The sequence below is a fragment of the Burkholderia sp. BC1 genome, assembly GCF_052683555.1.
Genome location: NZ_JBQYLP010000034.1, coordinates 1 through 22650 on the forward strand (window position 1 = coordinate 1; position 22650 = coordinate 22650).

The 22650-nt window shown below is 66.2% G+C and carries 21 protein-coding genes; 9 read left to right on the forward strand and 12 right to left on the reverse strand.

Annotated elements, in window-relative coordinates:
• Window positions 1-232: 232 nt before the first annotated feature.
• The 4 genes from ACSHSS_RS17790 to ACSHSS_RS17805 form a co-directional block, all read right to left on the reverse strand.
• Entirely contained in the window at window positions 233-829 is a 597-nt protein-coding gene (locus ACSHSS_RS17790; protein WP_006400474.1) for an FMN-dependent NADH-azoreductase, read from the reverse strand.
• A gap of 158 nt (window positions 830-987) precedes the next feature.
• A complete protein-coding gene (locus ACSHSS_RS17795) occupies window positions 988-2790 on the reverse strand; it encodes a M61 family metallopeptidase (RefSeq protein ID WP_261513249.1) in 1803 nt (600 codons plus the stop codon).
• Between the two features lie 103 nt (window positions 2791-2893).
• On the reverse strand, window positions 2894-3622 hold the full coding sequence (locus ACSHSS_RS17800; RefSeq protein ID WP_261513248.1) for a DsbC family protein: 729 nt from the start codon (window positions 3620-3622) through the stop codon (window positions 2894-2896).
• A gap of 90 nt (window positions 3623-3712) precedes the next feature.
• Complete coding sequence (locus ACSHSS_RS17805; protein WP_012214205.1) at window positions 3713-4891, reverse strand: UbiH/UbiF family hydroxylase; 1179 nt, start codon at window positions 4889-4891, stop codon at window positions 3713-3715.
• A gap of 362 nt (window positions 4892-5253) precedes the next feature.
• Between ACSHSS_RS17805 and ychF the strand changes: the two genes are divergently transcribed.
• Window positions 5254-6348, forward strand: coding sequence for a redox-regulated ATPase YchF (gene ychF / locus ACSHSS_RS17810; protein ID WP_006406916.1), 1095 nt, complete (start codon window positions 5254-5256; stop codon window positions 6346-6348).
• 105 nt (window positions 6349-6453) lie between these two features.
• Here the strand turns inward: ychF and ACSHSS_RS17815 are convergent, their stop codons facing one another.
• A complete protein-coding gene (locus ACSHSS_RS17815) occupies window positions 6454-7665 on the reverse strand; it encodes an MBL fold metallo-hydrolase (RefSeq protein WP_105840330.1) in 1212 nt (403 codons plus the stop codon).
• Between the two features lie 739 nt (window positions 7666-8404).
• On the opposite strand from ACSHSS_RS17815, the gene ACSHSS_RS17820 reads away from it, so the two are divergent.
• From ACSHSS_RS17820 to ACSHSS_RS17830, 3 genes are all read left to right on the forward strand, one after another.
• Window positions 8405-8725: a hypothetical protein gene (locus ACSHSS_RS17820; protein ID WP_146121200.1), complete on the forward strand. Its 321-nt coding sequence runs from the start codon at window positions 8405-8407 to the stop codon at window positions 8723-8725.
• A gap of 66 nt (window positions 8726-8791) precedes the next feature.
• A complete protein-coding gene (locus ACSHSS_RS17825; RefSeq protein ID WP_244122424.1) occupies window positions 8792-9073 on the forward strand; it encodes a hypothetical protein in 282 nt (93 codons plus the stop codon).
• Entirely contained in the window at window positions 9070-9945 is an 876-nt protein-coding gene (locus ACSHSS_RS17830) for a JmjC domain-containing protein (RefSeq protein ID WP_445545311.1), read from the forward strand. Before ACSHSS_RS17825 ends, ACSHSS_RS17830 begins: the two co-directional genes overlap by 4 nt.
• 144 nt (window positions 9946-10089) lie before the next feature.
• Here ACSHSS_RS17830 and gabP read toward each other — a convergent pair whose 3' ends face one another.
• The 3 genes from gabP to ACSHSS_RS17845 form a co-directional block, all read right to left on the reverse strand.
• A complete protein-coding gene (gabP, locus tag ACSHSS_RS17835) occupies window positions 10090-11481 on the reverse strand; it encodes a GABA permease (protein WP_006406920.1) in 1392 nt (463 codons plus the stop codon).
• A 368-nt stretch (window positions 11482-11849) separates the two neighbouring features.
• Complete coding sequence (locus ACSHSS_RS17840) at window positions 11850-12188, reverse strand: MmcQ/YjbR family DNA-binding protein (RefSeq protein ID WP_006400484.1); 339 nt, start codon at window positions 12186-12188, stop codon at window positions 11850-11852.
• 65 nt (window positions 12189-12253) lie between these two features.
• On the reverse strand, window positions 12254-13633 hold the full coding sequence (locus tag ACSHSS_RS17845; RefSeq protein WP_394853698.1) for an MFS transporter: 1380 nt from the start codon (window positions 13631-13633) through the stop codon (window positions 12254-12256).
• A 138-nt stretch (window positions 13634-13771) separates the two neighbouring features.
• Here ACSHSS_RS17845 and gcvA point away from each other — a divergent pair, with 138 nt between their 5' ends.
• The 3 genes from gcvA (at window position 13772) to ettA (ending at window position 16958) form a co-directional block, all read left to right on the forward strand.
• Entirely contained in the window at window positions 13772-14689 is a 918-nt protein-coding gene (gcvA, locus tag ACSHSS_RS17850; RefSeq protein ID WP_261513246.1) for a transcriptional regulator GcvA, read from the forward strand.
• A gap of 109 nt (window positions 14690-14798) precedes the next feature.
• Window positions 14799-15107 carry a DUF3761 domain-containing protein gene (locus ACSHSS_RS17855; protein WP_006400487.1) on the forward strand — a complete coding sequence of 103 codons (309 nt, stop codon included), beginning with the start codon at window positions 14799-14801 and terminating at the stop codon, window positions 15105-15107.
• Between the two features lie 183 nt (window positions 15108-15290).
• Window positions 15291-16958 (forward strand): energy-dependent translational throttle protein EttA, encoded by a 1668-nt coding sequence (gene ettA, locus ACSHSS_RS17860; RefSeq protein WP_006400488.1) that lies wholly within the window; start codon window positions 15291-15293, stop codon window positions 16956-16958.
• Window positions 16959-17032: 74 nt separating this feature from the next.
• Here the strand turns inward: ettA and ACSHSS_RS17865 are convergent, their stop codons facing one another.
• Genes ACSHSS_RS17865 through ACSHSS_RS17880 form a run of 4 tightly spaced genes read right to left on the reverse strand, consistent with a single transcriptional unit; the run spans window position 17033 to window position 20350 of the window.
• Entirely contained in the window at window positions 17033-17656 is a 624-nt protein-coding gene (locus ACSHSS_RS17865) for an HAD family hydrolase (protein ID WP_006414111.1), read from the reverse strand.
• Entirely contained in the window at window positions 17653-18204 is a 552-nt protein-coding gene (locus ACSHSS_RS17870; protein WP_006400491.1) for an isochorismatase family protein, read from the reverse strand. Before ACSHSS_RS17870 ends, ACSHSS_RS17865 begins: the two co-directional genes overlap by 4 nt.
• 58 nt (window positions 18205-18262) lie before the next feature.
• Entirely contained in the window at window positions 18263-20077 is a 1815-nt protein-coding gene (locus ACSHSS_RS17875; protein WP_217104124.1) for an aminopeptidase P family protein, read from the reverse strand.
• A gap of 18 nt (window positions 20078-20095) precedes the next feature.
• Window positions 20096-20350 carry a hypothetical protein gene (locus ACSHSS_RS17880; RefSeq protein ID WP_006406928.1) on the reverse strand — a complete coding sequence of 85 codons (255 nt, stop codon included), beginning with the start codon at window positions 20348-20350 and terminating at the stop codon, window positions 20096-20098.
• Window positions 20351-20518: 168 nt separating this feature from the next.
• Between ACSHSS_RS17880 and ACSHSS_RS17885 the strand changes: the two genes are divergently transcribed.
• Both ACSHSS_RS17885 and hemA read left to right on the forward strand, forming a co-directional pair.
• The gene (locus ACSHSS_RS17885; RefSeq protein WP_006400497.1) at window positions 20519-21280 is read left to right on the forward strand and encodes a response regulator transcription factor; all 762 of its coding nucleotides are present in this window, start codon (window positions 20519-20521) and stop codon (window positions 21278-21280) included.
• 26 nt (window positions 21281-21306) lie between these two features.
• Entirely contained in the window at window positions 21307-22605 is a 1299-nt protein-coding gene (gene hemA, locus ACSHSS_RS17890) for a glutamyl-tRNA reductase (protein WP_006400498.1), read from the forward strand.
• The last annotated feature ends 45 nt before the right edge of the window (window positions 22606-22650 follow it).

The following is a 22650-nucleotide window of genomic DNA, read 5'->3' on the forward strand; positions in this document are numbered from 1 at the left end:
TGCAACATTCCGGAATGGATGCCGTGACGGGCTGCCAGTGCGTCAAAACCAATATCGCCACGCAAATATGCGCTGACCACCCGTTGCTTGAATTGCTCGTCGTACTTCGTCATGAAAAACACCCCAAAGGTTGGATCGGTATCCAACTTTTGGGGTGCAGTTCAGACGCGGCGCTTTTTGTTTTCTGATCGAGCCGCGGGCGCGCGTCGCCCGCGTCCAACCCGTCCAACCCTTACGCAGCGGCGATCGCCTCGCGTGCGCCGGCCAGCGCCGCGCTTTGCGCTTCCGGCCCCATGTTCAGGCCTTCCGCGTAGATGAAGCTCACGTCGGTCATGCCGACGAAGCCGAGGAACGAACGCAGGTACGGCGTCTGGCTGTCGTGCGGGGTGCCCGCGTACTTGCCGCCGCGCGCCGAGACGACGTACACCTTCTTGCCCTTGATGAGGCCTTCCGGGCCGTTCTCGGTGTAGCGGAACGTGACGCCGGCGCGCGCGATCCAGTCGAAGTACGTCTTCAGTTGCGAGGAGATGCCGAAGTTGTACATCGGCGCGCCGATCACGATGATGTCGGCGGCTTGCAGTTCGGCGATCAGCGCATCGCTCTTCGCGACGATCGCATTCTGCTCCGCGCTGCGGTTCTCGGCCGGCGTGAAGAACGCGCCGAGCACCGATTCGTCGAGATGCGGCAGACCATCGGCCAGCAGGTCGCGGACCACGACCTTCGCACCGGGATTCGATTGTTGCAGCTTTGCCGTCAGTTCGTTGGACAGCAGCGTGGACTGCGCGCCTTGCGAACGCGCCGCGGAATTGATTTGCAGAATGGTCGTCATGTCAGGCTCCGGTTGGGTTGCGCTTCGGTAGCGCGAGTGACGCCATTGTGCGTGGCCGCATTTGCGTGAAAAAGCGGGCTCAGGGCGACGGATTGTTGCAACAGCAGAACAATTGCGGATCGCGCCCCGATCACGCCCCGATTCCCGCTTCGTCGTGCTCAGCCCTTCAACCAGGCTTCGCGCGCCTTCAGCAACGCGGCCGGTTTCGCGGCGGCCGTCAGCCGGTAGCGCGACACCTCCGGGCCGTCGAGTTTGAGCTTCGCGGTGCGCAGCTCGTCGCGGCGGAAGGCGTGGACTTCGACCTTGTCGCCCGGACGGTAGCGCGCGAGCAGCGCATCGAGGTTCGTGCCCGTCACGCGCAACCCGTCCAGCGCGATCAGCGTGTCGCCGGCCGACAGCCCCGCGCGATGCGCGGCGCCGCCTTCATAGACGGCCGCGAGCGTGCAATCGGCGCCGCCGCGCAGACGTGCGCCGATCGACGGTTTCGCGACCGCACCGGGCGCGCCGAGGTCCGGCGCGAGCGTCACGCCGAACGGTGCGAGCAGCTCGGCGAGCGGCAGGTCGCGCGTGCCGTGCACCGCATCGCTGAACAGACGGCCGAGTGCGACGCCGGTCGCTTCCTCGATCAGCGCGGCGACTTCGTCTTCGGCGACGCCCGCCTGCTTGCCGCGATAGAAGTCGCGGCCGTAGCGCTGCCAGAGCAGACGCATCACGTCGTCGAGCGACTTGCGGTGACGCGTCTGCGCGCGGATCGCGAGATCGAATGCGAGCGCGACGAGCGAGCCCTTCGTGTAATAGCTGACGATCGCGTTCGTCGCGTTCTCGTCCTGGCGGTAGTACTTGATCCACGCGTCGAACGAGCTGTCGGCGACGCTCTGCTTGAGCCGGCCCGTGCCGCGCAGCACGCCGCCGATCGTGCGGCCGAGCGCCGCGAAATATTCGTCCTGCGACATCAGCCCGCTGCGCACGAGCATCAGGTCGTCGTAATACGACGTGAAGCCTTCGAACAGCCACAGCAGCGACGTGTAGTTCTCGCGCGTCAGGTCGTACGGCACGAACACCGCCGGCTTGATCCGCTTCACGTTCCAGGTGTGGAAGTATTCGTGGCTGCAGAGGCCGAGATACGTGCGATAGCCTTCCGTCGTTTCCGGGCGCCCCTTCACCGGCAGATCGGTGCGATTGCAGATCAGCGCGGTCGAGGCGCGATGCTCGAGGCCGCCGTAACCGTCGCTGACCGCGAGCGTCATGAACACGTAGCGATCCATCGGCGCCTTCTTCGACTTCGGCTCGAACAGCGCGATCTGCGCTTCGCATACGCGTTTCAGGTCCGTGCGCAAGCGTTCGAGATCGAGCTGCGTGACGCGGCCGGCGATCACGATGTCGTGCGGCACGCCATGCGCGTCGAACGTCGCGAGCGCGAATTCGCCGATCGTGACGGGATGGTCGACGAGTTCGTCGTAGTTTGCCGCGCGATACGCGCCGAAGCCGTAGCGCTTCGTGCCGCGCGCCTCCGGCAGCGCGGTCGCGACGCGCCATGCGCGGAACGCGTCGCCGGACGGTTTCGCGATGTCGACTTCGCACGGCGCATCGTCGCGGCCCGCGACGTTCAGGAACACCGCGGTGCCGTTGAAGAAGCCGCCCGATTCGTCGAGATAGGCGGAGCGCACCGACAGATCCCATGCGTAGACGACGTAGCGCAGCGTCAGCGCGCCGCTGACGGGCGCGGCCTGCCACGTATGCTTGTCGGTCTTCGCGATCCGCACCTTGCGGCCGGCGTCGTTGAACGCGTCGAGCGTCACGATGTTGCGCGCGAACTCGCGCACGAGATAGCTGCCCGGAATCCATACGGGCAGCGAGAAGCGCTGGCCGTCGGGATCGGGATCGGAAACCGTCACCGTCACTTCGAACAGGTGGGCGGCAACGTCTTTCGGGACAATCGAATAGCGGATCGGCTGGTTCATCGTGGCAATCGGTCGAACTGCGGCTGCGGAAACGAAGAGAGGCGCCGGCAGGCATCGCGGGCGCCCCTCGCTGGCCGGGCGCAGGGCCCGGCGTGTCGGTCGGTTACTTGCTCGACGCGAGCGCCTGGTTCAGCTGGTCGGCCGACACCGCGCCCGGCAGGCGGCGGCCGTCCGGCAGGAAGATCGTCGGCGTGCCCGTCACGTTCATGCCGCGGCCGAGCGCGAGATTCTTGTCGAGCGCGCTCGTGTCGCAGTTGCCGGTGCCGGACGGCGCACGATGATCGAGCATCCAGCTCTGCCACGTCTTCGCGCGATCGGTCGCGCACCAGATCGCCTTCGACTTCGCGGTCGAATCGGGCGACAGCACCGGATACAGGAACGTGTAGACGGTGACGTTGTCGACCGACTGCAGCGTGGTTTCGAGACGCTTGCAATACGGACAGTTCGGATCGGAGAACACGGCGATCTTGCGCGCGCCGTTGCCCTTCACGACCTTGATCGCGTTGGCGAACGGCAGGCTCGTGAAGTCGATCTTGTTGAGCTCCGACAGGCGTGCGTCGGTGAGGTTCTTGTGCGTCTTCGCGTCGACGAGATCGCCGAGCAGCACGTAGTCGCCCGCCGCATCGCTATAGATGATCTGCGAGCCGAGGTTCACTTCGTACAGCCCCGCGACCGGCGATTTCGACACGCTCTTGATCGGTGCGTCGTTGCCGAGACGCGCTTGCAGCGTGGCTTTCAGCTTGTCGGTGGTCTGATCGGCCTGCGCGGTGCAGCCGAGCGCCGCCGTCGTGACGGCCAGCGCCAGCGAGGCGATGCGGATCGTTTTTTTCATCGAGTTGTTCCTTCAGCTCTATCGGAATGCACGGCACAGTGTACGCCGTAACGGAACCGAGTCCGACCGGCGATGCGGCCGAAGGTTCGCTCAACCGAGCGCGGCGGATACCAGCCAGCGCTTCACGAGCGGCTGCGCGCCGACGAACGCCATGCCCGCATTGCGCACGGCCTTCGCGAACGAACCGGGCACGGCGAACAGCCGCTGCAGGCCGTCGGTCGCGACCATCAGCGCGCGGATGTCCTCGCGGCGCGAACGCTCGTAGCGGCGCAGCAGCACCGTATCGCCGAGGTTGCGGAAGCTTTCCTTGTTCGCGATCGCGTCGGCGAGCGCGGCGACGTCGCGCAGGCCGAGGTTCATCCCCTGCCCCGCGAGCGGATGGATCAGATGCGCGGCATCGCCGACGAGCGCGACGCGCGGCGCGATCAGCTTGTCGACCGTCTGCAGCGCGAGCGGGAAACCGGCGGCCGGCGTCACGCATTCGAGCGTGCCGACCTGCGCGTGCGACACGCGCTCGACTTCGGCCGCGAGCTGCGCGGGGTCGAGCGCGAGCAGCTCGTCCGCATGCGCGGTGTGCGCGGACCACACGAGCGACACGTGGCCGTCGGGCAGCGGCAGCAGCGCGACGATCTCGCCGTCGCGAAACCACTGATACGCGGTTTCGCGGTGCGGCAGCGACGCCTTGAAATTCGCGACGACGCCCGTCTGCCGGTAATCGCGCCGCTCGACGCGCGCGCCCATCTGCGAACGTACCCACGAGTGTGCGCCGTCTGCGCCGACGACGAGATCGGCTTCGAGCACCTGCCCCGACGACAAGGCGAGCACGGCCGCGTCGTCGCGCACGTCGAGGCCCTGCGCGCGCGCGTCGAACCAGGTCAGATTCGGCTGAAAACGCAGCGCGGCGTCGAGCGACGTCTCGATCAACGACGATTCGGCGATCCAGGCGAGCTGCGGCACCGACGCCTGATAGGCGGAAAAATGCAGCTCGGCGTGCGCATCGCCGTACACGCGCATGTCATAGACGGGCGCGAGCCGGCCGTGATCGAGCGCCTGCCAGACGCGCAGCCGCTCAAGCAGCGCCTGCGAGCTGGACGACAGCGCATACACGCGCGTATCGAACGCGAGATCGGCCGGGCGCGGCGTGACCGGCTGCGCGAGCAGCGCGGTCTTGTAGCCGGACTGGGTCAGCGCGAGCGCGGCCGTCTTGCCGACGAGCCCGCCGCCGACCACGGCGACGTCGAAGGTATGGTGGACAGTCATGGCGGGCATTATAGCCGCGGGGCCAAACCCTTACGCGGCCGGACTTTGCGGGAAATCAGCGGAATCGCGGCGCGCGGCGGCGCGACCCGTCGCCGCATGTGGGCGATTGCTGCGGCGCGCGCACGTCGATTGGGAGCGTGAGGTAGCGGCGATGGCCCTGCCGGCAGCAGCGGCGGTGACCGCGGTGGCGGTGATGGCGGTGGCGCCGGCGGCCGCGCCGGTGCGGCCCGCAGCCGGAAACCGGCGCGTCGGCACGGTACAATAGCGTCTTTGAACGCCGGCCCGTCGCGCTGCCCAGCGCCGGCCGCCCTCTTTGTCCCGCGCCGCCGCGCCCTGCCCGGCCGCGCCGCTTCATCCGTTCGAAGGATTCCATGAGCCTCAAATGCGGCATCGTCGGCTTGCCCAACGTCGGCAAGTCCACTCTGTTCAATGCGCTGACCAAGGCCGGCATCGCCGCCGAAAACTACCCGTTCTGCACGATCGAGCCGAACGTCGGCATCGTCGAAGTGCCCGACGCGCGCCTGAAGGCGCTCGCCGAAATCGTGAAGCCCGAGCGCATCGTGCCGGCCGTCGTCGAGTTCGTCGACATCGCGGGCCTCGTCGCCGGCGCAAGCAAGGGCGAAGGCCTCGGCAACCAGTTCCTCGCGAACATTCGCGAAACCGATGCGATCACGCACGTCGTGCGCTGCTTCGAGGACGACAACGTCGTCCACGTCGCAGGCAAGGTGAGCCCGATCGACGACATCGAGGTGATCAACACCGAACTCGCGCTCGCCGATCTCGGCACGGTCGAGAAGGCGCTCGCGCGCTATTCGAAGGCCGCGAAGTCCGGCAACGACAAGGAAGCGGCGAAGCTCGTCGCGGTGCTCGACAAGGTGCGCGCGCATCTGGACCAGGGCAAGGCCGTGCGCGGCCTCGCGCTGTCCGACGACGAGCAGGCGCTGCTCAAGCCGTTCTGCCTGATCACGGCGAAGCCGGCGATGTACGTCGCGAACGTGAAGGACGACGGTTTCGAGAACAACCCGCACCTCGACGCGGTGCGCAAGTACGCGGAAAGCGAGAATTCGCCGGTGGTCGCGGTGTGCGCGGCGATCGAAGCGGAAATCGCCGATCTCGACGATGCCGACAAGGAAGCGTTCCTCGCCGACATGGGCATGTCGGAGCCGGGTCTCGATCGCGTGATCCGCGCCGGCTTCAAGCTGCTCGGGCTGCAGACCTACTTCACCGCGGGCGTGAAGGAAGTGCGCGCGTGGACGATCCACATCGGCGACACCGCGCCGCAGGCGGCCGGCGTGATCCATACCGACTTCGAGCGCGGCTTCATTCGCGCGCAGACGATCGCGTTCGACGATTTCATCGCGTACAAGGGCGAGCAAGGCGCGAAGGAAGCCGGCAAGATGCGCGCGGAAGGGAAGGAATATGTCGTGCACGACGGCGATGTGATGAACTTCCTGTTCAACGTCTGAGCGTCGTTTCGATGCTGCTGTGAAAAAGCCCGCTCGATGCGGGCTTTTTTTTGCGTCGCGGGACGCTCCGCGGCGACGGTACCGTGTCGCGGCCGCATCCGTTCGTTACTCGGCGCCGACGATCGCCATCGTGCCGGACATGTGGAGAAACTGCCCGTCTTTCGTCGCGATGTTCGTGTTCACCGTGCCGCGCGCGAAATCCTCGACGTGCACGACGTTCGAGCCGGTCGACGGCTCGTGCCAGTACACCATGTACACCTGCGGCCGAATCTCGTGCGCCGTGTATTGCACGGTATCGGCCACGCCCTTGAATTGGCCTGCCGTGCCGATGAACGACATCGTCTTGTCGTCCTTGAAGTGCAGGTCGAACACCGTGTCGCCGAAGGTCACGCGCGCGACCTTGCCGATCGCCGGAAACGGCTGCGGCGCAGGCCACTGCATCTCGCCCTTCGCGACCTTCGCGCTCAGTTCGAGCGACGATTTCGCACCCAGCGTCGGATAGCGCGCCTCCATCGCAGCGATCAGCGCCGACGAATCGCGTGCGCGCGCGGCCTCCTGATCGAACGCCTTCACATAGGCGCGCGTAAACGCGACGCCGGTCGTGAACGGCCGGCTGCCGTCCGCGTTCGGCAGGAAGTGGCCCGGTACGACGCGCACCGGCTTCAGCGCATCGATCCGGTCGAGCGTTGCGAGCCAGTTCGCGTGCGACAGCGGGGTCTGCGTATCGGCCATCCACACATGGACGTTCGCCGCGACCGGAATGCCGCCCACCACCGTGCGCTCCGACGGAATCCACACGAACGTGCGATCCGGCGTCGGGCCGTCGAGCCCGACGATGCGCAGCTTCTCGCCGTCGACGCTCAGCGTGTCGCCGTCGAGCGGCCGCGGCACGATGATCGACGCCGGCGCGTTGCCCTTCAGGATCGGCCGCCAGTACGCGAGCTTGCCGTCCTTGCTCGCTTCGATTGCGGCGACCGTCTGCGGCGTCGCGACGATCTTCGCGTCCGGGAACGCCGCGTGGATCGTGTCGAGGCCGAAGTAGTAGTCCGGATCGCTATGGCTGACGTAGACGGCCTTCAGCGTCTTGCCCGTCGCCTTGATCCGGTTCACGAGCGCCTGCGCGTCGTTGCGCTGGAACTGCGCGTCGATCAGGATCGCTTCGGTCTTGCCCGACACGATCTCCGACGACACCGGAAAGATGCTCTTCGCGCCCGGATTGTAGACATCCACGGCGAGCGGGCCGGCAATGCTCGACGATGCCGCGCCGAGCAGCGCGCTCGCCGCCAGCACGGATGAAACCAGATGACGTACCGACATGGTCGTACTCCTTCAGAGATGAGGTGGACGAACGATAAATGAAACCATGTCAGTTACAAATAGCCGATCTGTTGATCGTCCATTTACTCGCGAGAACGAATCGCGGAGGGCGCGACGCAAATTTGCTTTTTGGTTTGCCTTTACCTGGGAATGTTGCCCGACGGATGCGTCGACCGGCTTCTCCGCCCTGGTCCGACCGCAAAGCCGTTACACACCGGCTGTCCGTAGACCGACTCGAATCGATGGATCAATTGAATGGCGCCGGACGGATACAACCCGAAAATTCGTTCAGCACACTTCCGACAAAAAACAGCGATCGTCATCGAGCTACGACTTCAGACATTTTCCGACGCAGATTTATAAAAATTAGTATTTGTTCTATATACAAGCATCTGATCGCACACAATACTCCCCCAATCACTTCCCGCAGTCACTCGACATCGCATCAATCCAAGGATCAATCACTCCATGAGAAATGAACCGCACGCCGAAATTCTCGGCATAAAATTCACCCCCGGTTCAGTCGACGCTTTTTTCATCGACTTCTTCATTGGATGCGCACTCATCATTTCTATCTATATCGTCCTGCACTGGCTATTCAAGATAATATCATCGCACATCATAAAAACAAACATAAATCCCTGGATGTTCCTAATAATTTTATCTGTAATTTTGGCAAACGTCGCAAGATCACTACTTGCCAAACACCTCTGACGTCACAACTTTACGGAAAATTGAAATGCGTGAAATCTCGATTCAAGATCTGAAGGCAGTCTCTGGCGCCGTGGGGCCAGCCGGGGCCATTTTTGGCGGCCTCGCAAGCGGAGCCAGTTACTTGGGGCAAGCATCGGTCACTGGACAAGGAAACCCGGGCGGTTTCGCTTCAGCCATACTTGCCGGGGCCGCGTTCGGCTTTTTTACCGGCTCAGCAACCCCCACACTCATGCAAGCGGGTGCAATGACCATTCTCAGTGGTCAGCTTGGATTTTATAGCGGAATGGCCGCTGGATTCTTGGAAAATGCGACCAACTCAGCGGGCACCAACTACAACGCGCCATGAACCAACTACAACTAAATCGCCTTCCCCAACCGAACCCGAAAGCAGCCCAAACATCAAATCGTTCCGATGCGCATTTCGTTCAGCGTCTCCCCTAAAGACTTCGCACTCAATTACCAGGAAAAGCGCCCCTTGCTTATGAAAGGAGCCGTATCGCTTCGCAACTTCTCCTGGCGAGACGTAAACGAAATCTTCGAACGCAGCAACGTAGCCTCCGACGATTTCAAGCTGACTTTCGACGGCATCCGACCAAAGAGCGAATACATCGAAAGCTGGTGGGACATCGGCACGCTTCGCCATCGCCTGATCAAGCCAGTTGTCTACGATTATTGCGCAAGGGCGCGACATTGATCGCAAACAAAATCGCCACTGAACCGAAGGTCAATCAGTTATCGAGACAACTCATCGAATTCACCGGCAGACAGGTGGTCAGTAGCGCCTATCTGGCATTCGGTGAGCGCGACTCGTTCCGCTGCCATTGGGATACACGTGACGTTTTCGCAATACAACTCATCGGGCGCAAGCGGTGGGTCCTGTACGAGCCCTCACTCGAGGCACCGCTTTACATGCAACAAAGCAAGGATTACGAGGGCCTGTATCCGTGTCCTGACACCCCGTATATGGACGTCATGTTGGAGGCCGGTGATCTGCTCTATCTACCACGAGGCTGGTGGCACAACCCGCTTCCCGTCGGTGAAGCGACCTTCCATCTTGCATTCGGAACTTTCCCGGCCTATGTCATTGATTACTTGAGTTGGGCGATAAACCGAATGCCGCACTTGCTCGACGCCAGACGTTCGTTGAGTGACTGGGAGAACGATAAAAACGTCCTGGCGTCGATAGGGCAACAATTCGAGGACTTCATTTGCACCCGAGAGAATTACCGCCGCTTTCTCGACGATAGGACCGGGGCCATACGTATCGAGACAGATCTCGCACTCGAGACATTGGGGAACCCAGCGGTGCCGGCAATCCCAGATGAATCGAGAATTCGCTTGAGCGCTTATCGGCCGCCTGGCCGCGACGATCGCTATGTGATCGCCAACGGCACCAAGGTCAATCTGGACGATCAAGGCGCAACGCTGATTCGACTGATCGTCGAGCGCCCCGGCATCAGCCTCGGAACACTGATTTCTGGTTTTGCCGACACCGATGCGGACCGCATCCGCGATCTGGCCACGGATCTCTGTCGCCAGGATATTCTGGAGTTTTCTCTCGCGTAACGCGCTATCGCCGATATTCATCGCGCTGCCGCGCGCGGTGTGCCGCCAACGCCCGCCCTCCCCGACGCCACGCCTCGATTCCACCGCGCCTACGCCGCACAGCGCGAACGGGCGCAGCAGCCGCGCCCGTCCGGTTCACGCGAGTTACGTCGCCGACACGCGCCGCCCCTCCCCCACCCGCGCATCGCGACCTCGCTTGTTCAGCCACGACGCAAGCAGCACGAACAGCGCCAGCACGGCCGTCGCACCGACTTCCATCCGGTGTTCCTCGCTCACGAGCATCACGGTCAGCGTGCCGCAGATGAACAGGATCACGGCCCACGTGAGCCACGGGAACATCCACATCCGCAGCGGCAGATCCGCGCCAGTCGCTTCGAGCGTCCTGCGCATCCGCAGCTGCGAGATCGCGATTACGAGATACACGAGCAGCGCGATCGCGCCCGAGGTCGCGAGCAGGAAGCCGAACACCTGCTCGGGCATCAGGTAGTTCGCGATCACGGTCACGAAGCCGAACGCGGTCGAGGCGAGCACGGCCGCGCGCGGCGTGCCGGTCGCATCGGTGCGATGCAGGAACGCGGGCGCATCCTTGCGCTTCGACAGCGAGAACAGCATCCGCGACGCGGTGTACAGCGCCGAATTCAGACAGCTCGCGACCGACACGAGCACGATCACATCGATGATCGCCTTCGCGTTCGGCACGCCGATCAGCTCCATCGCACGCTGATACGAGCCGTGCGCCGGCAGCAGCGGGTCGTTCCAGGGCACGATTGCCGCCACGACGAGGATCGAGCCGAGATAGAACAGCGTGATGCGCCAGATCACCGAATTCGTCGCACGCACGATCTGGCGTTGCGGGTTGTCGGATTCGGCGGCCGCGATCGTCACGATTTCAGTGCCGAGAAACGAGAACATCGTCGTCAACATCGCCGCGAGCACCGCGCCGGCGCCGTTCGGCATGAAGCCGTGATGCGCGAACAGGTTCGACACGCCCGACACGGCCGGCGCCGGCACGATGCCGACGATCGCCGCCGCGCCGACGCACAGGAACACGACGATCGCGACGACCTTGATCAGCGCGAACCAGAATTCGAATTCACCGTAGTTCTTGACCGAGAACAGATTCGTGATGGTCAGCAGCAGCGTGATGCCGAGCGCGAACATCCACGTCGCGATGCCGGGGAACCACGCATTGAGGATGGTCGCGGCGGCCGTCGCCTCGATCGGGATCACGAGCACCCAGAACCACCAGTACAGCCAGCCGATCGTGAAGCCGGCCCAGTGGCCGATCGCGCGGTCGGCATAGGTGGAAAACGAGCCGCTGTCCGGATGCGCGACGGCCATTTCGCCGAGCATGCGCATCACGAGCACGACCAGCACGCCCGCGATCGCATACGCGAGGATCGATGCCGGGCCGGCTTCCGCGATCGCGTGGCCGGAACCGACGAACAAGCCCGCGCCGATCACGCCCGCAATGGACATCATCGTCACGTGCCGCTGCTTCAGGCCGGTGCCAAGGCCTGTCTTGCTTTCCTTCATCTGTCTCTCTCCAAAAAACGGTCCGGTACGACCGGGTGTCGCGTGAAGACGGCGTGGGGATTGTCTTTGTTGAGCCGGGATGGAGCCACGTGCGCGCGGCACGCGAATCCGCCGGGCCGCTGCGGGACGGCGCGCCGCGCAGTCTGCGAAGCTGCGGGTGCGATGCGGCGCGCAGCGCGCCGGCGCATCGCGAGCGTCGATTCCGTCGGCTTTCGGTCAGCCGCCTTCGAAGCGATGCAGTGTAAGCATCAAACGGTTCTTCACTAAGAACCAATTGAATATTTTCGATGGAACCACTTGTTGCATCGACGCGAATCGATGCAACGCGTGATCCGGTTCGGCCGCACGTGCCGGCACCGATCGACGCGTCAACTCGCGTCGCCCGCTTCCCGCCATTTGGCCGGCACGATCGCCTCCCATTCGCGCCGAAGCAGGTTTGTCACCGCCTCGGGACTCGCGGCCGACAGGCGCACCAGCACGATCGGCCAGCCGACGTAGTGATCGGTCACGTAGTACACGTCGGGCTCCGATTCGATGAGCCATGCGCGCTCGTCGGGGCCCACGCCCTTGACGACGAGCGTGTCGCCGTCCTCGCGCAGCCGCGCGAGCATCTTGCGCCTCACCTTCAGCGCGGGTGTGCCGTATGACGTGCCTTCCTCGACGCCCCGCCACGCAAGCACGATTTGCCGAACTTCGTCGAACGTCATGAGGCCCTCCGCGTTTCGTCGCCGGTTCACGATCCGCCCACCCTACCGGAAATCGCGCGGTGCGCCTATCGGCCGGCCGCGCGCGCCGCCGCTCGCGTGCGCCCGCTCGTCGCGACGATCGCGAACGCGATCGCGTTGGCGGCGGCGCTGGCCAGGATCGGCACCAGATAGCCGCCGCCCGCGTCGTAGATGAAGCCGGCCGCGGCCGGCCCGATCAGCGTGCCGAACGCGACGCTCGTATAGAGCACGCCGATGATCGCGCTGACATTGCGCCCGCCGAAGGCGTCCATCACGACCGCGGGCAGCACGGCGACCCAGCCGCCGTAGAACACGCCGAACACGAGCGCGAACGCGGCGAGCGTCGCAACGGTGCCGGCGCCCGCCCACGCGACGAGCGCGACAGCCATGCCGGCGAACATCGCGAGCAACGACGCGCGGCGGCCGAAGCGGTCGGCGAGGCCGCCGAGGAAGAAGCGCCCGGCCGTGCTGCCGACGCCGATCGCGCCGAGCAGCAGCACGGCCGCGGCCGGCGCGACGCCATGATCGACCGCGTACGGCACGAGATGCACGAACGGCACGAACACGCCGAACGAGCAGACGAGGCAAGCCGCGTAAAGGCTCGCGAACGGCCGCGAGATGACAGCTTCGCGCACCGTCGTACCGGCGGCCGGCACGTCGGTCGGACTGCGCCGCGGCGCCGCATCCGACGGCGCCCGCTTAGCACACGGGCCGCGATCGCCCGCCGACGCCGACGCGCCGTCGGCGGCCGGATCCGTCACATCGCCATCGGGCAGCAGTCCGCGCCCGCGCGGATCGTTCTCGATCAGCAGCGACATCCCCGCGCCGAGCACGACCGCAAGCACGGCCAGCGCAAAGTACGCGCCGCGCCAGCCGACTTGCGCGATCAGCGCGGACGCGAGCGGCGGCATCGCGAGCGTGCCGACGCCGATCCCCGCGACCGCGAGCCCCGACGCGAAGCCGCGGCGCCGCACGAACCAGCGCTGCACGGCGCCGACGGCCGGCACGTACGCGCAGCCGACGCCGAAGCCCACGCCGAGCCCGTATGCCGCATAGACCTGCAGCAGCGTACGCGCGGCGCCGGCGGCCGCGAGCCCGGCGGCGGTCAGCAACATGCCGACGACGGCCAGCCGCCGCGAGCCGAATCGATCGGCGAGCGGCCCGCTGACGATGCCGAAGCCGAAATACAGGAAACCGGCGAGCGAGAACACGAGCGAGATCTGGCCGCGCGACGCGGCGAAATCGCGCTGCAGCGGCTCGACGAACGCGCTGAACGTATAGGCGCTGCCGAATCCGACGAACGTCACGGCGAACGCGGCGGCGACCACGTACCAGCCGTAGAACACGCGCGATGTGCGCAGGCGATCGATCACGATGCTCCTCCCGAGCCGCACCGGCCGCCACGCCGGCGTCCGGATTTGCGTCATGGATATAGTTGAACTATGTTGATCGCATCGCCCGCCGCCACGGCGACTTCGGCAACGCGATCCGACACACCGACGTTACTCGCGCGTGCGCAGCGCCTCAAACGATATTTGCTCGGCCTTTCGATTGAGAAAAACTCAATGAATCGTTCCCGCCTGCCGCCGCTGAACGCGTTGCGCGCATTCGAGGCGGCCGCCCGCCATCTGTCGGTGAAGTCCGCGGCCGAAGAACTGTCGGTCACGCCGGGCGCCGTGAGCCAGATGATCCGCACGCTGGAGACGCATCTCGGCGTGCAGCTGTTCGAACGCGTGAACCGCGGCATCCTGCTGACCGCCGCGGGTCGCGACTACCTGCCGCCCGTGCGCAACGCGTTCCGGCAGATCGCCGACGCGTCGCAGCGTGTGTCGGGCGCGGCCGACAGCGGCGTGCTGACGATCAGCGTCACGCCGTTTTTCGCGTCGGCGTGGCTCGTGCCGCGCCTTGCGCAGTTTCGCGACGCGTGTCCGGACGTCGATCTGCAAATCGTCACGAGTCATGCACTCACGGATTTCGCGCGCGACGGCGTGGACGTCGCGATTCGTCACGGCCTCGGCCGCTACGCCGGACTGTGCAGCGAGCACCTGCTGACGGTGGAGATCGTCGCGCTCGCATCGCCCGAGCTCGTCGCACGGCTCGGCATGCCGCGCACGCCGGCCGACCTTGTCGACTGGCCGCATCTGCACGATGCCGAGCGCAAAGGCTGGCACATCTGGTTCGATGCGCAGCGCATCGACGATTTCGGCCCGCCGCGCGGCCCCGCCTTCGACGATGCGGGCCTGCTGCTGCAGGCGATCGTCGCCGGGCAAGGCGCGGGGCTGCTGCCGGCCGCGATGGTGCGCGGCGAGCTCGCGAACGGCCGGCTCGTGCAGCTCGCCGACGTCGCACGGCTCGACGATTTCGCGTACTACCTCGTCTACCCGCCGCATCATGCGGAACGGCCGAAGGTGGCTGCGTTCCGGCGCTGGATACTCGATGCCGCGCGCGCCGGCGACGCGCCATCGATATCCGGCGCGACGTAGCGACAGCGCGCGCCCCGGCCGGCCCGCGCCGCGCCGCTTCTCCCGCGCATCGGTTAGCATGCCGCCCAGGGCCATCGCGCCGTTCCAATAACAACATCACGAGAAGACCATGCCCGCCCTGCTCCGCCGCGCGACGCGCATCGCAGCCTTGTCGATCGCGCTGTTCGCCGCCACCGCGCCGCTGTCCGCTCCGGCACACGCGTTCCGCGCATCGCCCGCCTACGGCAACGAGGCCGACCTCGATCGCCACGACACCTATCGCAATCGCGATGGCGAGACCGTCCACGCGCCGGCCCGCTCGAAATCGGGCCGCGTGCCGGAAGGCGCGAGCGCGCGATGCCGCGACGGCGCGTACAGCTTCAGCCGCCATCGACGCGGCACGTGCTCGGGCCACGGCGGCGTCGCCGAGTGGCTCTGAGCGTGCCTAGGCCAAACGGCCGAGCCGCGCCAGCGACAGCCGGCGGCGAAGTACAATAGCCGTTCGCGTCGCCGCACGCGGCACACCGCCGCGCACCGCGCGGCCGCTCCGTACCGAATCATCCGACGCCGCCACGCCAGCGCGCTGCGCGGCCGTCTCAACCACTTCTGACTTCACACCGAAATGGCCCAATACGTTTTCACGATGAACCGGGTCGGCAAGATCGTGCCGCCCAAGCGCCAGATTCTGAAGGACATCTCGCTGTCGTTCTTTCCGGGCGCGAAGATCGGCGTGCTCGGCCTGAACGGCTCGGGCAAGTCGACGCTGATCCGCATCATGGCGGGCGTCGACAAGGATATTGAAGGCGAAGCGACGCCGATGCCGAACCTGAACATCGGCTACCTGCCGCAAGAACCGCAGCTCGATCCGAGCAAGACGGTGCGCGAGGCGGTCGAGGAAGGGCTCGGCGATCTGTTCCAGGCGAACAAGAAGCTCGAGGAAATCTACGCCGCGTATGCGGAACCGGACGCCGACTTCGACGCGCTCGCGGCCGAGCAGGCGAAATACGAGGCGATCCTCGCGTCGAGCGACGGCGGTAGCCCCGAGCAGCAGCTCGAAGTGGCGGCCGACGCGCTGCGCCTGCCGCCGTGGGACGCGAAGATCGAGCACCTGTCGGGCGGCGAAAAGCGCCGCGTCGCGCTGTGCAAGCTGCTGCTCGAAAAGCCCGACATGCTGCTGCTCGACGAACCGACCAACCACCTCGATGCGGAATCGGTCGACTGGCTCGAGCAGTTCCTCGTGCGCTTCCCGGGCACGGTCGTCGCCGTCACGCACGATCGCTACTTCCTCGATAACGCAGCCGAGTGGATTCTCGAACTCGACCGCGGCCACGGCATTCCGTGGAAGGGCAACTACAGCAGCTGGCTCGACCAGAAGGAGGAACGCCTGAAGCAGGAAGAGGCGGCCGAATCCGCGCGCCAGAAGGCGATCAAGAAGGAACTGGAGTGGGTGCGCCAGAACCCGAAGGGCCGTCAGGCGAAGTCGAAGGCGCGTATCGCGCGCTTCGAGGAGCTGAACAGCCAGGAATACCAGAAGCGCAACGAAACGCAGGAAATCTTCATTCCGGTCGGCGATCGCCTCGGCAATGAAGTGATCGAATTCAAGAACGTCAGCAAGTCGTACGGCGATCGGCTGCTGATCGACAATCTGAGCTTCAAGATTCCGGCCGGCGCGATCGTCGGCATCATCGGTCCGAACGGCGCCGGCAAGTCGACGCTGTTCCGGATGATTACGGGCAAGGAGCAGCCGGATTCGGGCGAGATCGTGACGGGACCGACCGTGAAGCTCGCGTACGTCGACCAGAGCCGCGATGCGCTCGACGGCTCGAAGACGGTGTTCGAGGAAATCTCGGGCGGCGCCGACGTGCTGACGGTCGGCAAGTACGAAACGCCGTCGCGCGCGTACATCGGCCGCTTCAACTTCAAGGGCGGCGACCAGCAGAAGATCGTCGGCAACCTGTCCGGCGGCGAGCGCGGCCGGCTGCATCTCGCGAAGACGCTGATCTCCGGCGGCAACGTGCTGCTGCTCGACGAACCGTCGAACGACCTCGACGTCGAAACGCTGCGCGCACTCGAAGACGCGCTGCTCGAGTTCGCGGGCTCGGTGATGGTGATTTCGCACGATCGCTGGTTCCTCGACCGGATCGCGACGCACATCCTCGCGTTCGAAGGCGACTCGCAGGTCACGTTCTTCGACGGCAACTACCAGGAATACGAAGCCGACAAGCGCGCACGTCTCGGCGAGGAAGCGGCGAAGCCGAAGCGCATCCGCTACAAGCCGATCACGCGCTGATCGGCCGGCGTCCCCGCCGACGCACAAACCCCGCGCTGTCCGTCCGAAGCGCGGGGTTTTTTGTTGGCGGCGGCTTACGCGAGCGCGCCGAGTTCGCGCAGCCGCGCTTCGGTCGCGGCCGCGCTCGTGTGGTGAATGCCGTGCCAGCCGAGCGCGGTTGCGGCGGCCGCGTTCTTCGCGTTGTCGTCGATGAACACGAGTTCGTGCGGCGCGATGCCCGGCAGATGCGGATCGATCCGCGCATGCATCGCGCGGTAGATCGCCGGATCGGGTTTCACGAGCTTCACGTGGCCCGACACGACGATGTCCTTGAAGCGCCGCAGCACCGGGAAGTGCTCCCATGCATACGGAAACGTCTGCGCGGACCAGTTCGTGAGCCCGAACAGCGGCATGCCGCGCGCCTCGAGCCGCTCGACGAGCGCGACGCCTTCCGCGAGCACGCCGCCGATCATCTCGTGCCAGCGTGCGTAGAACGCGCGGATCAGCGCTTCGTGTTCGGGAAACTGCGCAACGAGCTCGTTCGTGCCTTCTTCGATCGTCTGTCCGCCGTCCTGCCGCACGACCCACTCCATCGCGCAGACGTGCGTGAGAAACCAGCGGCGCTCGGCGTCGTCGGCAATCAGTTTCCGGTACAGATACTCGGGGCTCCAGTCGATCAGCACGCCGCCGAAATCGAACACCACCGCCTTGATCGTCATGCGAGCTCCGTTGCGAGCACGTCGGCCAGCGGGCGCGGCGTCACCGCGTTGCCCGACAGCGAACCGTTTTCCCAGATGAAGTGATGATGCGCGACGATCTGCTCGGCCGACAGGTGTGCGCGCGTATTCGTCGTATGCAGATCCGACACGACGGTCGTGCGGTAGCCGAGCAGCGCCGCGCGGCGCGCGGCCGCATCGACGCAGAACTCGGTCGCGTAGCCGCAGATCAGCACCGACCGGACGCCGTGGCGGTCCAGCTGCGCGGCGAGCGGCGTGTCGTGAAACGCATCGCTCATCCGCTTGCGGATGCGCCAGTCGCCGGCCTCGACGACGAGCCCGCGATGCAGTTCCCAGCCGGGCGTGCCGGGCACGATGTCGTCGGCCGCGTCGCCGTCGTGCTGCACGAAGCACACGGGCGCACGCGCGGCGCGCGCCGCCGCGGTCAGCCGGTTGATGCCCGACACGACGTCGTCGAGCCGGTACGCGGGCGTCGCCCGCTGCACGAGCCCGCGCTGCATGTCGACCACGATCACTGCGGTATCCGCCATCGTCGCTCCTCGCCGTCGTTGCCGTCGGGCCGCCGCGCGGCCCGTGCCGCTCGCCGCGTCAGATCGGCTGCGTGCGTGCGTCGAGCCATGCTTTCGCGTCGCCGCTCACGTGCCGGCCGACGCGCTCGCGCACCGTCGCGTGATACGCGTTGAGCCACGCGCGCTCTTCCTCGTGCAGCATCTCGATCAGCACGCAGCGCGTGTCGATCGGGCACAGCGTCAGCGTCTCGAACGCGAGGAAATCGCCGAACTCGGTCTGCCCGGCCGCGCGATTCACGACCAGGTTCTCGATCCGCACGCCCCACTGGCCGGGGCGGTACACGCCCGGCTCGATCGACGTGATCATCCCTTCTTCCATCGCCGTGTACGGCTCGGCCGGCGCGTAGTGCGAAATCACCTGCGGACCTTCGTGCACGTTCAGGAAATAGCCGACGCCGTGGCCGGTGCCGTGACCGTAGTCGAGACCGGCCGCCCACATCGGCGCGCGCGCGATCGCGTCAAGCATCGGCGAGCGGATGCCGCGCGGGAAACGCGCACGCGACAGCGCCATCATCGACTTCAGCACGATCGTGAAATCGCGCCGCTGCAGATCGCTGACGGTGCCGACCGGCACGACGCGCGTGATGTCGGTCGTGCCCGTCAGGTACTGGCCGCCCGAGTCGACGAGCAGCAGCCCGTCGCCGGCGATCGTCGCATGCGACGCAGGCGTCGCGCGGTAATGCGGCATCGCGCCGTTCGCGTTGAAGCCGGCGATCGTCGCGAAACTCGGCGACACGTAGCCGGGGCGCCGTGCGCGCGCGGCGGTCAGTTGCTCGTCGATCGTCAGCTCGGTAATCGTGTCGCGGTTCACGGCCTGCTCGAACCACGCGAAGAATTCGGCGAGCGCCGCGCCGTCGTGCTCCATCGTCACGCGCACATGCGCGATCTCGGCGGGCGTCTTGCGCGATTTCGCGAACGTGGACGGGTTCACGGCCTCGACGCGCTTCACGCCGGCCGGCACGGCTTCGAGCGTGCCGAACGTCACGCGGCGCGGGTCGACCAGCAACGTCGCGCCGTCCGGCAGCGCGGCGAGCGCCGCCCGCGCGTCGCCGTACGGCCGCACCTCGACGCCGTCCTGCGCGAGCGACGCGGCCAGCGCGGGCGACACCTTGCCGTCGGCGACGAACAAGGTCGCGCTGTCGATGCCGATCATTGCGTGCGCAACGAATACCGGATTGAAGCTGACGTCCGCGCCGCGCAGATTGAACAGCCACGCGAGATCGTCGAGCGTCGACACGAAATGCCATTGCGCGCCCTGCGCCTGCATCGCGCGCCGCACGTCGGCGAGCTTGCTCGCGCGCGTCGTGTCGGCTTGCGGCGCGACGTGCTCGAACACCGGGTCGGCGGGCAGCGCCGGCCGCTCGGGCCAGATCGCGTCGAGCAGGTCGAGATCGGTGCGCAGCGCGATCCCGCGCGCGCTGAGCGCCGCCGTCAGCGCGCGCGCGGCGGCGACGCCGAGCACCGCGCCGTCGACGCCGACCGTCGCACCGGCCGGCACGTTCTGCGCGAGCCAGTCCACGTGCGGCGCGCTCTGCTGGCCGCCCGTCATCTTCATCAGCTGCACGCCGGTGCCGGCGAGCTCGACTTCGGCCTGCACCCAGTAGCGGCTGTCGACCCAGAGGCCCGCGAAATCGGCGGTCACGACGAGCGTGCCGACCGAGCCCGTGAAGCCGGACAACCAGCGGCGGGCCTGCCAGCGCTCGGGCAGGTATTCGGACAGATGCGGATCGGCGGACGGTACGAGATACGCGGCCAGGTCCTCGCGGACCATCGCGTCGCGCAGCAGCGCGAGCCGGGCCGGCACCGGCGAGACTTCGGGAAGACGGGCATTCATGATTTCACCTGAGAGCTTTCATCGACGGGCCGCGAGCGCGACCGTCACGGCGACGGCGACGAACGCGGCGCCGGTACAGACCGGCCATTCGAGCGTTTCGCCGTCGTAAAACAGTCCCGAGAGGTTGCCGAGCATGCGCGCGGCGGCCGCCGCCGCGATGCCGACGAGCACCGACGCCCACCACGCCGGCCGGCCCGCACGCCGCATCGGGTGCAGCCAGCGGCCGACGAGCCCGACGGCCGCCCCCAGGACAACAATCCCAAACCAGTTCATTCGACGCCTTCTATAAATTCAGATTCGTCCAATAGGCGTGAACGTTGCCAGCGGCTAGCATCGATCATCCATCGAACCCGGGACAGCCGGGCGCCGCGAACGTTCGAGTGTAGGGGCCCAGTCGACGTTATGGCAAGCGCGCACCGGCTGCCGCATTGAACACACATCATGCGAATCGCTCTGATCGATCCGGACGCGGACCACGCCGCGTTCCTGAATCGCCAGCTCTTCATCGGCGGTCACGTTTGCCACGCATTTTCCACCAGCGCGGCGTTCTTCGAATGGTTTGCAGGCGACACCTGCGACATGCTGATCGTCGCGGGCTGGGCCGGCGACAGCCCTGCCGAAGACATCATTCCGCGTGCGCAGGCGGTCTTGCCCGGGCTGCCCGCGATCGCCGTCTTCCAGCTGTCACGCGAAAGCGAAATCGTCGCCTGCCTGCATGCGGGTGCCGACGACTGCCTCGTGCGCCCGGTCGGCGGGCCCGAGCTGCTGGCACGCGTGACCGCGCTGAGCCGGCGCGCGGGTGTGCGGCGGCCGCCGGTGCGCTCGCGCGAAATGTATGGCGAATTCGCGTTCGATGCGACGCACCTGCTCGTCAGCTTCGGCCAGCACACCGTCGCGCTCACGCCGAAGGAGTTCCGCTTCGCGCGGCTGCTGCTCGCGAACCTGTCGCGGCCGGTGTCGCGCGCACATATCCTCGAGACGGTGTGGGCGCGCCACCGCGACATGAAGTCGCGCACGCTCGACACGCACGCATCGCGGCTGCGCAGCAAGCTGCGGCTGCTGCCGGAACGCGGCTACCGGCTGCTGCCGCTGTACGGCTACGGCTATCAGCTCGATCGCGTGCCGATCGAGCCCCCAAATCGCCGCCCGCGCATCGCGGACGCCCGCTACAGCGCAGGTGAGCAATCCGCCGAGACGCTATAATATGCGGCTAAACGATAGCCCTCGATATGCAACTCCTCACGATCGGAATCAACCACCACACTGCGCCAGTCGCCTTGCGCGAACGCGTGGCGTTTCCGCTCGAGCAGATCAAGCCGGCTCTCGTCACGTTCAAGAACGTCTTTCTCGGCCCGCAGGCGCCGAACGCGCCCGAAGCGGCGATCCTGTCCACCTGCAACCGTACCGAGCTCTACTGCGCAACCGACGATCGCGCGGCGCGCGATGCCGCGATCCGCTGGCTGTCCGACTATCACCGCATTCCGGTCGATGAACTGGCGCCGCACGTCTATGCGCTGCCGCAGTCCGAAGCGGTCCGGCACGCATTTCGCGTCGCCTCGGGCCTCGATTCGATGGTGCTCGGCGAAACGCAGATCCTCGGCCAGATGAAGGACGCGGTGCGTACCGCGTCCGAAGCCGGCGCGCTCGGCACCTATCTGAACCAGCTGTTCCAGCGCACGTTCGCGGTTGCGAAGGAAGTGCGCGGCACGACGGAAATCGGCGCGCAGTCGGTGTCGATGGCGGCCGCCGCGGTACGCCTCGCGCAGCGGATCTTCGAAAAGGTGTCGGATCAGCGCGTGCTGTTCATCGGCGCCGGTGAAATGATCGAGCTCTGCGCGACGCACTTCGCCGCGCAAGGCCCGCGCGAGCTTGTCGTCGCGAACCGCACGGCCGAGCGCGGCCAGCGGCTCGCCGAACGCTTCAACGGCCGCGCGATGCCGCTGTCGGACCTGCCGGCGCGGATGCAGGAATTCGACATCATCGTGTCGTGCACCGCGTCGACGCTGCCGATCATCGGCCTCGGCGCGGTCGAGCGCGCCGTGAAGGCGCGCCGCCACCGTCCGATCTTCATGGTCGATCTCGCCGTGCCGCGCGACATCGAGCCCGAAGTCGGCAAGCTGAAGGACGTGTTCCTGTACACCGTCGACGATCTCGGCGCGATCGTGCGCGAAGGCAATGCATCGCGTCAGGCGGCGGTCGCGCAGGCCGAAGCGATCATCGAGACGCGCGTGCAGAATTTCATGCAGTGGCTCGATACGCGCAGCGTCGTGCCGGTGATCCGTCACATGCACACGCAGGCCGACGCGCTGCGCCGCCTGGAAGTCGAGAAGGCGCAGAAAATGCTCGCTCGCGGCGACGATCCGGCCGCCGTGCTCGAAGCGCTGTCGCAGGCGCTGACCAACAAGCTGATCCACGGCCCGACGAGTGCGCTCAACCGCGTGAACGGCGCCGATCGCGATTCGCTGATCGAGCTGATGCGTGGTTTCTACCAGCACGCGCCGCGCTCCAACGATCAGTCCGGCCACTAGCGCCGGCCGATCGCACTGCCGCCGGCTGCCGGCCGGCCTATCCTT

Bases quoted from the DNA above. Each gene is read 5' to 3' on its own strand.
- ACSHSS_RS17790 (WP_006400474.1), bottom strand. From the start codon at position 829: ATGACGACCATTCTGCAAATCAATTCCGCGGCGCGTTCGCAAGGCGCG.
- ACSHSS_RS17795 (WP_261513249.1), bottom strand. From the start codon at position 2,790: ATGAACCAGCCGATCCGCTATTCGATTGTCCCGAAAGACGTTGCCGCC.
- ACSHSS_RS17800 (WP_261513248.1), bottom strand. From the start codon at position 3,622: ATGAAAAAAACGATCCGCATCGCCTCGCTGGCGCTGGCCGTCACGACG.
- ACSHSS_RS17805 (WP_012214205.1), bottom strand. From the start codon at position 4,891: ATGCCCGCCATGACTGTCCACCATACCTTCGACGTCGCCGTGGTCGGC.
- ychF (WP_006406916.1), top strand. From the start codon at position 5,254: ATGAGCCTCAAATGCGGCATCGTCGGCTTGCCCAACGTCGGCAAGTCC.
- ACSHSS_RS17815 (WP_105840330.1), bottom strand. From the start codon at position 7,665: ATGTCGGTACGTCATCTGGTTTCATCCGTGCTGGCGGCGAGCGCGCTG.
- ACSHSS_RS17820 (WP_146121200.1), top strand. From the start codon at position 8,405: ATGCGTGAAATCTCGATTCAAGATCTGAAGGCAGTCTCTGGCGCCGTG.
- ACSHSS_RS17825 (WP_244122424.1), top strand. From the start codon at position 8,792: ATGCGCATTTCGTTCAGCGTCTCCCCTAAAGACTTCGCACTCAATTAC.
- gabP (WP_006406920.1), bottom strand. From the start codon at position 11,481: ATGAAGGAAAGCAAGACAGGCCTTGGCACCGGCCTGAAGCAGCGGCAC.
- ACSHSS_RS17840 (WP_006400484.1), bottom strand. From the start codon at position 12,188: ATGACGTTCGACGAAGTTCGGCAAATCGTGCTTGCGTGGCGGGGCGTC.
- ACSHSS_RS17845 (WP_394853698.1), bottom strand. From the start codon at position 13,633: ATGACGCAAATCCGGACGCCGGCGTGGCGGCCGGTGCGGCTCGGGAGG.
- gcvA (WP_261513246.1), top strand. From the start codon at position 13,772: ATGAATCGTTCCCGCCTGCCGCCGCTGAACGCGTTGCGCGCATTCGAG.
- ACSHSS_RS17855 (WP_006400487.1), top strand. From the start codon at position 14,799: ATGCCCGCCCTGCTCCGCCGCGCGACGCGCATCGCAGCCTTGTCGATC.
- ettA (WP_006400488.1), top strand. From the start codon at position 15,291: ATGGCCCAATACGTTTTCACGATGAACCGGGTCGGCAAGATCGTGCCG.
- ACSHSS_RS17865 (WP_006414111.1), bottom strand. From the start codon at position 17,656: ATGACGATCAAGGCGGTGGTGTTCGATTTCGGCGGCGTGCTGATCGAC.
- ACSHSS_RS17870 (WP_006400491.1), bottom strand. From the start codon at position 18,204: ATGGCGGATACCGCAGTGATCGTGGTCGACATGCAGCGCGGGCTCGTG.
- ACSHSS_RS17875 (WP_217104124.1), bottom strand. From the start codon at position 20,077: ATGAATGCCCGTCTTCCCGAAGTCTCGCCGGTGCCGGCCCGGCTCGCG.
- ACSHSS_RS17880 (WP_006406928.1), bottom strand. From the start codon at position 20,350: ATGAACTGGTTTGGGATTGTTGTCCTGGGGGCGGCCGTCGGGCTCGTC.
- ACSHSS_RS17885 (WP_006400497.1), top strand. From the start codon at position 20,519: ATGCGAATCGCTCTGATCGATCCGGACGCGGACCACGCCGCGTTCCTG.
- hemA (WP_006400498.1), top strand. From the start codon at position 21,307: ATGCAACTCCTCACGATCGGAATCAACCACCACACTGCGCCAGTCGCC.